Source organism: Myxococcales bacterium, assembly GCA_012517325.1.
Taxonomy (GTDB): Bacteria; Lernaellota; Lernaellaia; order Lernaellales; family Lernaellaceae; genus JAAYVF01.
In genome coordinates, this window is the sequence record JAAYVF010000129.1 from 1 (window position 1) to 13,686 (window position 13,686).

General features: G+C 63.2%; 12 protein-coding genes. 5 read left to right on the forward strand and 7 right to left on the reverse strand.

What is annotated here, in order from left to right:
- Together GX444_20790 and GX444_20795 are read left to right on the forward strand one after the other, a co-directional pair.
- Positions 1-147, forward strand: a 147-nt coding sequence (locus GX444_20790) for a hypothetical protein (GenBank protein NLH51021.1), incomplete at its 5' end; no start/stop codon positions are given.
- Between the two features lie 198 nt (positions 148-345).
- Complete coding sequence (locus GX444_20795; GenBank protein NLH51022.1) at positions 346-1,761, forward strand: hypothetical protein; 1,416 nt, start codon at positions 346-348, stop codon at positions 1,759-1,761.
- A 7-nt stretch (positions 1,762-1,768) separates the two neighbouring features.
- On the opposite strand, the gene GX444_20800 is transcribed toward GX444_20795, so the two are convergent.
- Both GX444_20800 and GX444_20805 read right to left on the reverse strand, forming a co-directional pair.
- A complete protein-coding gene (locus GX444_20800; protein ID NLH51023.1) occupies positions 1,769-2,419 on the reverse strand; it encodes an HAD family phosphatase in 651 nt (216 codons plus the stop codon).
- A gap of 74 nt (positions 2,420-2,493) precedes the next feature.
- Positions 2,494-3,090 carry a hypothetical protein gene (locus GX444_20805; GenBank protein ID NLH51024.1) on the reverse strand — a complete coding sequence of 199 codons (597 nt, stop codon included), beginning with the start codon at positions 3,088-3,090 and terminating at the stop codon, positions 2,494-2,496.
- 245 nt (positions 3,091-3,335) lie between these two features.
- Between GX444_20805 and GX444_20810 the strand changes: the two genes are divergently transcribed.
- The 3 genes from GX444_20810 to GX444_20820 all read left to right on the forward strand — a co-directional run bounded on the left by GX444_20810 (position 3,336) and on the right by GX444_20820 (position 7,578).
- Complete coding sequence (locus GX444_20810) at positions 3,336-4,862, forward strand: MCE family protein (protein ID NLH51025.1); 1,527 nt, start codon at positions 3,336-3,338, stop codon at positions 4,860-4,862.
- Between the two features lie 144 nt (positions 4,863-5,006).
- On the forward strand, positions 5,007-6,194 hold the full coding sequence (locus GX444_20815) for a hypothetical protein (protein NLH51026.1): 1,188 nt from the start codon (positions 5,007-5,009) through the stop codon (positions 6,192-6,194).
- Positions 6,195-6,213: 19 nt separating this feature from the next.
- Positions 6,214-7,578, forward strand: coding sequence for a dipeptidase (locus GX444_20820; protein NLH51027.1), 1,365 nt, complete (start codon positions 6,214-6,216; stop codon positions 7,576-7,578).
- A 5-nt stretch (positions 7,579-7,583) separates the two neighbouring features.
- On the opposite strand, the gene GX444_20825 is transcribed toward GX444_20820, so the two are convergent.
- From GX444_20825 to GX444_20845, 5 genes are all read right to left on the reverse strand, one after another.
- Positions 7,584-8,612: a polysaccharide deacetylase family protein gene (locus GX444_20825; protein ID NLH51028.1), complete on the reverse strand. Its 1,029-nt coding sequence runs from the start codon at positions 8,610-8,612 to the stop codon at positions 7,584-7,586.
- Positions 8,603-9,817 carry a DegT/DnrJ/EryC1/StrS aminotransferase family protein gene (locus tag GX444_20830; protein ID NLH51029.1) on the reverse strand — a complete coding sequence of 405 codons (1,215 nt, stop codon included), beginning with the start codon at positions 9,815-9,817 and terminating at the stop codon, positions 8,603-8,605. The genes GX444_20825 and GX444_20830 overlap by 10 nt, the downstream gene beginning before the upstream one ends.
- Positions 9,818-9,824: 7 nt before the next feature.
- Positions 9,825-10,862 carry a FemAB family PEP-CTERM system-associated protein gene (locus GX444_20835; protein ID NLH51030.1) on the reverse strand — a complete coding sequence of 346 codons (1,038 nt, stop codon included), beginning with the start codon at positions 10,860-10,862 and terminating at the stop codon, positions 9,825-9,827.
- A complete protein-coding gene (locus GX444_20840; GenBank protein ID NLH51031.1) occupies positions 10,859-12,307 on the reverse strand; it encodes a hypothetical protein in 1,449 nt (482 codons plus the stop codon). Before GX444_20840 ends, GX444_20835 begins: the two co-directional genes overlap by 4 nt.
- Positions 12,308-12,309: 2 nt before the next feature.
- A partial coding sequence (locus tag GX444_20845) for a flippase (GenBank protein ID NLH51032.1) occupies positions 12,310-13,686 on the reverse strand: 1,377 nt, incomplete at its 5' end.

Consider the following 13,686-nt stretch of genomic DNA (forward strand, 5'->3'; position numbering starts at 1 on the left):
CTATCCGTCGACGGCACGGTGACCGACTGCGCCTCGATCGACTTTATCTGGACCGACTCCGAATTGGCCGCTTACCGGCTGATCGGCTTCAGCGACGACGGTTACGGGGGCGATGGGATGTTCGACAACGTCACCATGATCCACTGATCCGTCACGACTCCAGGCAGCGCCGGGCCGCGGGTGAAATCCCGCGGCCTTTTCAAATAACGGCGGCCGGGGAAAACATTGCCTTACCTGTTGCCGATTTTTATGGTATGATTTGTTTCATATTCATTATCGAAGATACGCGAGTTGGGTGTACCACCGGTTTAAAAGTCTTAATGAGCAATAACGCGGGAGGAGAGAATGAACCGGATCACTTGGCGGTTGGTGGCGATTTTATTGGCTTTGGTAGGACTCTTCGTCATGGGCTGCGGCAACGGCGATGACGATGACAACGACGACAACGACAACGATAACGACAACGATCAAGCCGACGATGATGCCGCCGACGACGATGCCGCCGACGACGACAGCGCCGAATGTCCCGACGCCGACGGCGACGGCTTCACCGACGCGACCTGCGGCGGCGAGGATTGCAACGACGCCGACGACACGATTTATCCCGGCGCCGAGGATGTCTGCGGCGACAGCATCGACCAGGATTGCGACGACGTCGCCGACGACGGCTGCCTGAGCTGGGAAGTCGAAGCCGTCACCGATCCGGGGTTCACCTGCACCGACAGCGCCAACGCCTGGATCAAATGCTACTCGATCGCCTTCACGCCCGACGGCGACCCGGTGGTCGCGGTCTATGACGAAACCAACTTCGACCTGCAGGTCGGCATCCGGTCGGCCAAGGGCGAATGGTTCCTGGAAACCGTCGATTCCGACGGCGAGGTCGGCCGCGATCCGTCGATCGACGTCGATTCCACCGGCCGGATCGGCGTGGCTTATTACACCAACGACACCACCGAAATCCGCGTCGCGATGAAAAGCCCGGGCGGCAACTGGAAGATTTCCTCGCTGGGCTCCGTCGGCGGCTTCATGGACATCGGCGGCAAGCCGTACCTGCGCTTCAACAGCAACGACATGGCGCAGGTGGCCGGCTACAAGTTCCTGACCGGCGAAGTCGATTACTGGCAGGAAACGGCAGCCGGCGGCTGGGAAAAGAAACGGCCCTTCCAGCAATCGGCCTACGGTTACGGCCCGGTCTTCGACCTCGACAGCCAGGACCACCCAGGGCTCGTCTGGCAGAATGAAGAAGATGACTACGCGACCCGGGCGTTCTACTTCGGCTATTGGAACCTGGAAACCGAGGGCGGCCAGGTCTCGACGATTTACTCGGGACCCGATCCTTCCGGCACCCCTTATCATTCGTTCGCCTTCGACGGCGCCGACACGCCCCACGCTTTTTACGCGCTGGGTCTGCCGATGCAGATCAGCATGGCCACTTACGTGGACAGCACCTGGCAGAAATCGAAGGTGCCCGACGACAGCTCGCAGCTCACCGGCCCGGTGGAAGCGCGGCGCGATCCGGACGGCAACCTCTGGATTTCCTACGGTTCGGATTACCCGTTGACGCCCCGCTTGGGACACCTCGTGGGCGACACCTGGTCGTTCATCGACGTGCTGGACAACACGGCCAGCCAATACGGCAAGAAGCCGTCGTTCAACCTGGACGCGGATGGCTTGCCCGGCGTGGTTTATTACTACCAGCCCGACATCATGAACGGTCAATTGATGTACGCGCGGATGACGGGAATTCCCGAGGTCGACTGACCGCGGGTCAAAGCAAGCGGATCAACTCGGCCAGGTCGTCCACCAACCGGTCGGCCTGGCCGAGGTCTTCATCGGACAAATAGCTGCGCACTCCCACCACGTAGCAACCGGCCGTTTTCGCGCTTTCAATGCCATAGGGAGCGTTTTCCACGGCGAGGCATTGCCAGCCCTGCAGGCCGAGCAGGCGGGCGGCGGTCATGTACGGTTCGGGATTGGGCTTGCCGTGCAGCACGTCGTCGCCGCAAATCGTGGCCGCCAGATAAGGCCGCAGCTCGGCCGGAAAAATCCGCTCCCATTCGGCGCGGCTCGTGCCGGTGACCAGGGCGATCTTCAGTTGGCGATCCTGGCAGGCGCGCAGCAGATCCGCGGCGTGCGGAAACGCTTTCATCCCGCGGGATAGTTGCGCGAGGTAACGCTGTTTGGTATCCAGCAGGGTCTGGACGCGGGCCTTGGTGAGCATCATCCCGGCGGCCTTGATGAAATCGCGCGCGGAAATCTCGCCTTTTTCGCCCTCGCGCCGATAGATCTCGCGCTCGTCGATTTCCAGCCCCAGCGCGGCGCCGGCCCGGACCCACGCGTCGACGTGCGCGCTCATGGTGTCGAGCAGCACACCGTCCATATCCACCAGAATGCCTTGAAAATCGCCGGCCAATCCCATGATGTCCGCGCCGTTCCCCGCGGCCGCCCGCCGCTTGTTGGGCCCGCCAGCCGGGCCGTCCCTACCGGTCGCTTTTACGCCGCGATGTCGTCGTCGGTCGCGTCATCGTCCGCGGCGTCGTCATCGGCCGTATCGTCGTCCGCCGTGCCGTTTGCCGGTTGAACCTCCCGCTCGGTGCGGCAATCGACCGTGGAGGGCGAGCAGCTCTCGCCCAGGTAGAAAATCTGATTGTAGAGGTGACCGCTGACCGCGGCGTTGTCCGGATCGACGTTCAGATGGTAGTCGATCGTCTGCACCATCAGGCAACTGGCGTCGCCGATCTTCGTTTTCTCGATGCTGAAATTCACGATGGCGGTGCCGTAAACCTCGCCCTTGAAGAGCAGGTTCTTTTCCGAACCGACGCCCTCTTCCTGCCAATAGACGCTGGCGGTCGACAGGTCTTCGGACTGTTCGATCTGCAAAAACCAACTGTCCTCGCTCAAATCGCTTTCCGGGCAGTCGTCGTAGGTCGTCTTCACGATCACCTGGTACAGACCGGCGACATCGCCGCCGTAGCTGGTCTCGTCGTCGTTGTCGTCATCATCGTCTCCGGCGCAGGAAACGATCCAACCAAGGCCGCAGATCGCGCCTAAAACAACCGCCAACCCCAAATAAAACCGGGGATCTTTCATGGTTCTCTCCTTTTCCCTTGCTGGAGCCGATAATACCGCAAACCGAAAAACCCTTTATACTCGAATCAGTAACTTGGCTTTCATATAAGTTGGTTGAAGTTTACTTACCCAAATTTGGAGATGTCAAGATAAAAGCAAACGCCTGTTGCATTTTCTTAAATTCCGTTTCGCTTGCAAAGCAGGACACCTCGCGGTAAAAACGTTCAACTTGACCTTGATTCTCGTTCGAGGGGAGCCCTACGTCCGTGAAGCGTCTGAATCTTGAGACCAAAGTGGGCATCTTTTTCGTCGTCTGCTTTGTGCTCATTGCCGTCATCAGCTTGAAGCTGGGCAATTATCAGATCGGCGAGGAAACCGGCTACACCCTCAGCGCCGTTTTCGACACCGCCGCCGGCATCAACGATGAAACCCCTGTGCTTCTGGCGGGTTTACGCATCGGCTCGGTGACGGACATGAAGCTCGAGAAAGGCCGGGCGCGAGTTTATTTCAAGGTCAAACCGGATGCGAAAATCCCGTCCGACAGCCAGATCATGGTGCAATCGCGGGGGTTTCTCGGCGCCCGCTACCTGGAAATCACCCCCGGAAAAAGCGAAACCTCGCTGAAAGATCAGGAAGAACTGGTCAATTCCACCATGGCCGGCGAACTTTCCGCGCTCTCGTCGAAAGCCGGCGACATCGCCGACGACCTGAAGGCGATCACCGCGAACCTGCGCCGCGTGCTCGGCGGCGAGGAAGGCGAGGAAGGCATCCGCGACATCTTTCTCAATCTGCAGGACATCACCACGCGGCTTTCCGGAACCCTCGAGGACAACCAGGCGCGGATGAATCAGATCGCCGCGAACATCGAAAAAGTCACCGGCAATATCGCGGCGATGAGCGCCGAGAACCGGCAGGCCGTCCGCGACGCGTTGAGCGTCATGCCCGCCATCGCCAACAACCTGCGCGTCATCAGCCAGAACATCGCCGCCGTCACCAACGACAATAACGAGGAACTCAACAAGGCGGTCAAGGAACTGGCCTCCTCCTCCGAAAAGCTCAACGAGGCGTTGACGCACATCGCCTCCATCACCGGCAAGATCGACGAGGGCCAGGGCACGATCGGCCAACTGGTCAACGACACCGAGACCATCGACGAACTGTCCGACACCCTGGAATCGGTCAACGAGTTCGTCGGCCGCATCCGGCGCATCCAGACGCAGGTCGGCTACCGCGGCGAGTATTACCCGAGCGACGGCAACGTGAAGTCGTTCATCTCGTTGCGCCTGCAGCCGCGCCTCGACAAGTGGTACGAGATCGCCCTGGTCGACGATCCCTTCGGTCGCTCGGTTTCCTCCCGGACCGTGACCAAAACCACCTACGACGCCGACAGCTCGCTGGAACGCCACGAAAAGAAAATCGAGGAAAAAACCGTCACCACCGACACCTTCAAATTCAGCGCCCAGATGGCCAAGCGCTGGTACTTCTTCGTGGCGCGCGGCGGCTTGATCGAGTCGCACGCCGGCGTCGGCACCGACCTGAAATTTTTCGACGACCACCTGATGATCTCGCTCGAGTGCTCCGATTTCGCCAACGAGGACAACCCACGGCTCAAGGCCAGCATGGACTTCCTGTTTCTCGACCACTTCTTCGTGACCGGCGGCCTGGACGACATCGTCCACCAATCGGTGCTCGACGGTTACGCCGACCCGCGGTGGTTTTTCGGTGGCGGCATCTCCTTCACCGACGAGGACATCTCCGCCCTCTTCAGCAAGCTGCCGATCCCCACGAACTAGCGCCGCCGGCTATTTCGGCAACTAAATTTCACCCCGGCGGACGGCGTCCGGCTCCCTGGATTTTCTCCGCGTACCTCGTTAAGATGCCGTGTTCGCGACAAATAAAAACGACAGAACTTCATCCCCCTGGGATCGAGGAAAGCAATGGCACGAAAGGGATCGAACAAGGGCGCCGAGAATCCGCCCAAAAAAGCGGAAGGGATTCCGGAAACCGCTCCCGAGAAACAAGGGAAAAACGGCAAGGCCGCCCGGAAACCGGGCGAAAAGGAAGCCGCCACCAAGAAACCCAAACGCGGCATCGCCGCGACGACCGAATTGCCGAGCCTGGTCGTACCCGGAACCGTCTGGCTTGTGCTGCTGTTGTTGGGGTACCTGCTGGCCAGTTACGACCATTACCTGTTCAAGGTCGAGCTCGACTCGTCGCTGGAAATCGTCGTCGGCCTGGCGACGTTGTTGCTGTTCGTCGGCGGCCCGATCTACCGCAATTACCGCCAGCTCACCCGGCCCGTCGCCAAGGGCATCATCCTGGGCGGCGGTGCGCTGACGATTCTGATCTGCGCCGCGAGTGTTTATTTCGCGGCGAATTTCGGCGAGCCGATCGGCTCGGGCATCATCGCGGCCGGCGCGACGGACAGCAAGAAAGTCGAGATTCAATTGCCGGGCACCCATTACCGGCTGTTCCTGCGCGGCCATTTCCCGGAAATCGACAAGAAGCAGAAGGAAATGGAGGAAGCGGCCAACAAGGGGAAAAAAGGCGCGGATAAAATGCTCGGCAGCTACAAGCTGTCGGGCGCGTACGCCCTCCAGTTGCGCTCGGCCGACGGCCAATCGATCATCGACAACTACAACGGCAAGTTCGAACAGGAACGTTCGATGCGCCGGTTGAGCAAGCGCGGCCGCGGCTACCTGGAAGTCATGCGCACCATGACCCTCAACGATCTGGACGTCAAACACCCCGGCACCTACACCCTGCAGGTAGTTTCCCTGGGCGAAAACCTCGAACAAAAGCTCGAATACGCGATCTACCGCGACCGCCAATATCCCTGGACCCTGGCCGTCATCGGCCTGGTGGTCGTCTTCTGGTTCGGCCTGGTCGATCTGCTGATCAAACCGCTGCGGGTCGATTCGTACTTCGCGGCGTGCGCCGGCTTCTCGTTCGGCTTCATCGCCTATTTCAATTCGACAACGATCCCCAATTCGCTGTTTTCCACCCTGGGCGTGAGCCTGATCATCGGCGGCTTCATCGGGGCGGGCACGGCGTATCTCGTTTTCCTGGCCGCGAAAAAACTTTACACGCCGCTGATCCGGCGCTGGCAATTAAACCTGAGCTGAAGCGACAGGAGGCAAAATCATGGAAAAGCTGTTCGGCTTCGTGGATCAACAGATCGATCGCTTTCTCGACGAACTCAAAACCCTCTTGCGCCTGGAAAGCATCAGCGCCGATCCGGCGAAAAAAACGGCTTGCGCCACAACCGCCCAGTGGCTGGCCGATCACCTCAAGGCGATCGGCGTCCGGGAATCGCGGGTCATCCCGACCGCGGGCCATCCGCTGGTCTACGGTTTTCACCCCGGCCCGGCCGGCGCGCCGACCGTGCTGATCTACGGCCATTACGACGTGCAGCCGGTCGATCCGCTCGAGCTGTGGACGACGCCGCCCTTCGAGCCGACGATTCGCGACGGTAAAATCTTCGGGCGCGGCACGACCGACGATAAGGGTCAGTTGCTGATCCACCTCAAGGCCGTGGAAACGATGCTCAAACTCGAGGGCAAGCTGCCGGTTTCGGTCAAATTCCTCTTCGAGGGCGAGGAGGAAGTCGGCAGCGAAGCGCTGACCGCCTGGTTGCCGGGCAATAAAGAACTGCTGGCGTGCGATATCGTACTGGTTTCCGATTCGAGCATGATCGCCAAGGGCCAGCCGTCGATCAATTACGGCCTGCGCGGCCTGATCTATTTCCAGGTCGATCTGGAAACCGCGACCGGCGACCTGCACTCGGGATCGTTCGGCGGCGGCGTCGCCAACCCGATCAACGTGCTGGCGGAACTGCTCGCCTCGATGAAGGATGAAAACAACCGGGTGACGATTCCCGGCTTCTACGACGACGTGCTGGAAATCACCGCCGAGGAACAAGCCAACTACGCGCTCCTACCCGAAGGCACGGCGGAATTGCTCGCTTCGAGCGGCGCGGAAATGGCCTACGGCGAAGCCGGTTTCACCACCGCGCAACGGATCAGCGCCCGGCCGACCCTCGACGCCAACGGCATCTGGGGCGGTTTTTCGGGCGAAGGCGCGAAAACGGTGCTGCCCGCGCGGGCCGGCCTGAAGGTCAGCATGCGCCTGGTGCCGAACCAGGATCCGAAAAAAATCGCGGCGCTCTTCAAGGATTACGTGGAGAAGCACACCCCCAAGGCGGCCCGGCTGAAGATCACCGAAATGCACGGCGGCCGCTGGTTCATGTGTCCGCTCACCGAGCCGGCCCTGCGCAAAGGCGCGGCGTCGCTGGAGGAAGTGTACGGCAAGCAGTGCCTCTTCACGCGCGAGGGCGGTTCGATCCCCATCGTGGCCGACATGGCGGCGGTGCTGGAAAAGCCGGTCGTGCTGATGGGTTTCGGACTGAACTCCGAACAGGCGCACGCGCCGAACGAGCATTTCGACCTGGAAAACTTCCAGCGGGGCATCAAGACCAGCCTGCTTTATCTGCACAAGCTGGCGCAATAACCGAATCAGCCGATTCCGGAGAGCAGCAGCGCGAGGCCGTTCGCCGTGGCGGCGACGCCCTCATGCACCCCGAGGCGGGGCAGCGCGTACAGGTCGGGGCGGCGGTTGGCGAAGCCGGCCCGCGTGGTCAGCGCGCAGGCATAGCCGGCCCGCGCGACCAGCAAGGCGATCGATTTGTCGTAATCGCCGTTCGGATAGCAGAAACTGGCGGGCGCGACGCCGATTTTCTCGGCGATCGTCTGCCGGCTCAACGCCAATTCGCGCTTGATCGTTTCGTCGTCGGCCTGGGTCAGGATGACGTGATTGACCGTGTGGCTGCCGATCTCGAACACGTCGGCGCTCATCCGACGCAACTGCTCCCAACTGACCAGGTCGCCGCCGCACTTCAGCGGCTCGCCGGTGATCCGTTCCAGAAAGCCGAGCATCGCCTCGCGTTCGGGTTCCGCCAGCGCCTTGCCGGCGCTCAGCACGCGGCCGAAGTAGCCGGCGCGCGGCGGATCGTCCACCAGCAGTTGCATCAAAAAGTCGGCGGCCGGCGGCATCCCCTCGTCGGGGAACGAGGCGGCCAGTTCCTCCCGCCGCTCCCAGAACCGCCGCGCCAATGCCGCGGCCCGCGAAAACCAGAACGGCGCCGGCGAGCCCACCAGAGCGGTCGGCACGAAAACGGTCGCCGGCAGCCCGGCCGCGCGCAGCAGCGGATAGGCCGTTTCGTAGGTATCCAGCCAGCCGTCGTCGAAGGTGATGACCACCGTGCGTGGTCGGATTTTTTCACCGGTCAGCAGGCGGCGCGCCAGTTCGGCCAGCGGCACGACGTGAAAATCGCGCTGCAGCAACTGCAGGTGCGCGGCGAACGCGTCCCGGCGCACGAACATGCCCGGTTCCACGGTCTCGGGGTCGTGAACGGCCGGATCCAGCACGCGGTGATAAGCCAGAATCGCCGCGCGCCCGCCGAGTACGCGGGCGATCGGCCCGGCCAATTGCAAACCGCCGACGAAGCCGCCGGCCAGCCGACGCGCGATTCGTTTCAGACCCATCGCTCGCCCAACCTCCGACCCATCACTTCGGTCACCACGACGCCGAGTTTTTCCAGGTCTTGCTGCAAAATCCCCTCCACCAGCGGCAGCACGATCAGACTATCGGCGAGGCGTTGCGCGCCCGCGAACGGCGCCGCGCGCAAATCCAGGTCCGGCGCCAACTCTTCGATGGCGTGAACCGGCGCCGGATACATCGCCGAGGCACCGATGCCCACGCTCTGCAAGCCTGCCAGCAGGGCGTCGCGCTTGCCGACCTCCTGCGTCAGCAGCGGCCGCCGGAGCCACGCCGGCACGTTGCCGACCCCGGGTTTGACCAGCACCAGGCCGCGTAGCGGCTTCAGAAACTGATCGATCCAGGCCGCCAGATTGGCGCGCTGGTGATTGATCTCGTCGAGCCGCCGCAGCACCGCGACGGCCACCGCGGCCCGCGCCCCGCCCATGGCCGTCGCCGGAAAGTTCGGCTCGTAGACCGTCCGGCCCACGGTGACGCCCGGCGCCATTTCGGCGAACCCGTAAAGGGAAGGTTCCAGGGCGAAGCGCATCGCCCCGCCCTTCAGCGCGACATCCAAACCGGTCGGCGGCGGTCCGTCGCGCAAAACGTCGCCCTGCGCGGCCATGGCCGCGGCCAGATCCTCGTCGTGCACGAGCGCCGCGCCGCCGCCGAGCGCCGTGACGTTTTTTCCCCGCCCGAAACTGACGATTCCCGCCACGCCGTGGGAACCGACGGGACGGCCGTCGGCCTGGCCGCCGAGGCATTGCGCCGCGTCGTCGATCAACACCGCGTCGTGATCCTCCGCCAGTTCCGCCAGGTGATTGAGTTCGCCGGGCAGGCCGAACAAGTTCGGCGAAACGATCGCCAGCACGCCTCGCCAATCCAGCCGCGATAACTGGTCGTAGTCGTAATCGATCGTCGTCGGCAGCACGTCGACGGGCAGCACCCGCAGGCCCGCCCGCACCACCGCCGCCGGCACCGACCAGCAGGTATAGGCCGGAACGATGACGCGGTCGCCGGCGCGCAACTTTTTCAGCGCCGTCAGCAGGGCCGCCAGCGCCGCCCGGCCGCTGCCGAAAAGAAACACGCGGGCGCACGGGATCCGCGCCGCGAGCGCGGCTTCCAGGCGCGCTTCTCCCTGCTCGGCGTCGCGCAGGGCGGCGGCCAATTCGTGCCATTGCAGGCGGGTTCCGACCGGCGGCAGCTTCCGCATCAATTCCTCACGGCAACCGCTTCGCGAGCAGCGGGCCGAACCAGTGGGTGGCGAACAACGGCAACCGGCGCCAGACGCGGATCGCGAATTCGAATTTCGGGTTGCTGGTGTTCAGGCCGGGCATCTCGTCGCGGGCGAGCAAATGATACTGCCAGTACAACGGTTCGATCGACACGCCCCAATATTTCTTGAACGACTGGCTCGACGAACCGACGGTTGAGCGCCCCATGTCCACCGCCTGGAGGCCCGCCTGGACGGCGTCCTCGATCGCCAGCCAGTTCATCAGCGGCACCACCGCCGCCTGGTTGCCCTCGGGCACGCTGGCCGACCAGATGAAGTAGCGCGTCGCGCCGAAATCCATGAAGAGCTTGGCGCCGACCGGCCGGCCCTGACGATAGGCGACCAGCACCGTGGCGGTGTCGCCGAACCGCGCCAGCAACTGGACGAAGAATTTTTTCGGCAGCACGGGCGTGCCATGATCGCGCTGATTGACGGAAAAAACGTGGTAAAACGCCCCCAACTCCGCCGGCCCGCGCCGGATGTCCAGGTCGCTTTTCTGGCCCTTGCGGATTTTGTTCCGCACGTTCTGGTGCAGCTTGGTCTTCCAGACGTCCTCGGCGCCGCCGGTCAGATCGAGCACGCTGGTCACCTTGAAGGTATTGGTCGGCAGGTCGGGCTCGCCGGGCGCCAGGTACCGATGGCGAAATTCAACGTAGGCGCAGCCGTTTTCGCGGCCCCGGCGCGCCGCTTCGTCCACCAGCAGCCGCGCCGCCTCCGGATCGTCGGCCGCCACGCCGCCGTAATTGAGAAACGGCAGGCTCACGGCCATCGTCCCGAACAGGCCGGTGCGCAGGACGAACAACGGCAGGACGCCGCGGATGCCGGATTCGTCCTCGGCCAGCAGGTAGACAGGCCGGTGGCCGAACGTCGCGGCGATCACCTCGCGCCAGGCCGGCCGATGAAACAAGGTGGCGGCCGCATGGCCGCGCACCCAGGTTTCCCACGCCGGGCGATCCGCCTCGACCCACTCGCGAACCCGCGTCATTCCTCTTCCACCTCTTCGATGATCACCACTTCGGTTCCGGCCTTCGACCGGATTTTGGCCAGATATTGCAACGAAGTGACCACCATGACCAGCACGAACAAATGCGGATAATACGCCACCGACAAAAACATGCTCGAAACGAACCAACCGGCCAGGCTGACGTAAACGGCGCTGCGCACCCGATGGAAAAAGCGGTTTTCCCGCCAATCGGGCAAGCGGACGTGCCGCAATTTGAAGGTCAGAAACCAGATGCTGAAAAACAATCCGTAAAACGTCAGAATGCCGATGGCCCCCATCTCGCCCAGCACCTGGATGAAGACGTTGTGCGCCTCGCGCCAGTTGGCGGCGACCGCGTTGGCCGGCTTGTATTGCATGCCGTAGGCGATGGAAAAAGCGCCGGAGCCGACGCCGATGAACGGATGATCGACGAACATCCGCCCGCCCGCGCCCCAGGCGTCGAGCCGGCCCAGCGCGCTTTCGTCCTGCTCGTATTCGCCGATCGAGGTCATGCGGTCGACGAAATCGCGCGGCGCGAAGGCGAAAAAGCAGACCACCGCCAGAGCGACGACGATGATGCCCGTGACCACGCCCTCGACGTAACGGCGGCTGCGCACCATCCAGATCCAATAAAAGCTCAGCAGGACGGTCGCCAAGCCCAGAAAGCCGCCGCGCGAGTAGGTCACCGAAACGGCGAGAACGCCGATGACGATCGTGTAAAAGAGCAACAGGCGCAGGTATTTCTGGCGCACGATGCCCAGCAGCGCCATCGACCAGGGCAGCACCACGTTCTGAGCCAGCGCGTAGTCGTTGCCGTCGCCGAGGAACCCGCCGGCGATGCCGCCGCTGCCGCCCTTCCCCTCGATGCGCGTGTCCGGCATCAAAAAGAACCGCAGCACGATCGAGGTCGACAGGTAGGCCATGATCAGGCACAGCGTCACCATGAACCCTTGCAGCCGCGGGAAGGTATCGATCAGGTGGACGATCAAGTAGGTCATGTAGACGATGCGCAGCACCTCGGTGACGCGGTCCACCGAGATCGTCCGGTAAAAACTGCCGGGAACCGACAGGATCATCGCCAGCAGAAATAGCCCCATGAAGATCATCGGTGTGCTGGCGATCGGCTTGACGCGGCGGAAGACCAGCACTTGCAGGCCGTAAGCGGCCGTCAGCAGCGCCACGCCCAGCAGTGTCAACCGCAACGGCGCCAGTTGCGGGTACATGTCGCCGGGCCGGGCGTAGAGCAGGAACAGGTAGAGCAGCACGCCGTAGTAAGGCTGCGAGAGAATGGCCGCCGTCACCAGCAGCCCCGCGAGGCCGACGATCACGAACAGCGGATCGACCAGCAGCAGCGCCAGGCCGAGCAACAGGCAGGCGCCCAGGGCGAAAAGCCAAGGCGCTTTCGTTCCCAGCAGTTGCCGCCACTTTTGGGGCATTTTGAGCAGCATGCTCATCCCTCCCGCCGCGCCAGCCGCCACAGGATATCGCGTTCACGCTCGTTCAATGCCCGACCAAGAACGATCGCCGCGACGTAAACCGCCGCTCCGACGCCGATGACCAACGCCAGGTTCGCCGAGCGCAGCAACCAGGTCGAGAGCGCCAGCGCGCCCACGGCCGGCAAGGCGCGCCACGGAAAGAAATGCCGGCTGAAACCGCCGAGCGATCGTTGAATCGCCACCGCGAAAATGGCGAGCAGCGTCACTTCGGAAAGAACCGTGGCCAGGGCGGAACCGTAAAAACCCAGCCGGGGAATCAGCGCCAGGTTGGCTAGAATGTTCACGGTCATCGAAGTGACGTTGCCGGCCAGCACCACCCCCAGGCGGTCGGCCGCCGTCAGCGCCCAGCCGAAAGTCATCGTGCCGAACCACAGCCACAAAAACGAGCCCAGCAGCGCCAGCACCGTGCCGCCCGCCGCGTATTTCTCGCCGTAGAACAACGGCACGATGCGCGCGCCGACCAGCAGGCTGCCCACCGAGATCGGCAGCGCGATCATCCAGAAAATCCGCAACGCCGCCGTCAATAGTTCGCGCCAGCGCTCAGGGGAGTCGGCCAGCCCCGCCGACAACGCCGGGTACAAGGCCCGCGTCGTTAAAATGGGCAAGGCGAGCAACAGTTCGAAAAACGCATATCCGCTGCGGTAAAGCCCGACGGAAACCTCGTCGGTCATGCTTTCGAGCATCACCATGTCGACGCGAAAAGTGACGACCCAGACGAAGCCGATCGCCAGAAACGGCACCGCCTGCCGCAGCAGGCGAAGCGACCCCGCCCACCGCGGGCGCAGGCGTAGTCCGGGCAGACGGGCACGCGCCAGCCACAGGGTGAAAGCCGCCGCGAACCAGGCGTTGAACAGGTAGGCGCCAATGATGCCCGGCAAGCCCCAATGCCGCCAGACGACCAGCAGCACCGACAACAGCAGCACCGCCGACCGCGCCAGGGTCGAGATCGCCGCGAAATCCATCCGCTGGTAGCCGTCGAACAGCGCGATCCCCGTCGCGTCCAGCGTGTTGCCCCAGACGATGCCCGCCGCCAGCACCACGGCCCACCAGGTGGCGTCGTGATAGCCCATCAGCGCGCCGAAGCCGATCATCGCCGCCGACGCCGCCAGCCCCAGCCAGAGCTTGACGCCCAGCACCAAGCCGAAGCTGTCGCCGCCCTGGGCCGGATCGGTGGCCACCTGGCGCGTCAGCAGGGAAGTCAGGCCGAAATTACCCACCACTTCGAAAATGCCCGACAGCGCCAGCGCGAGGCCGAAGCGCCCGAAATCGTCGACGGTCATCGCTCGGGCCACCAGAACTGCGATCACGACCGACAAGCCGCGGCGCGCCGC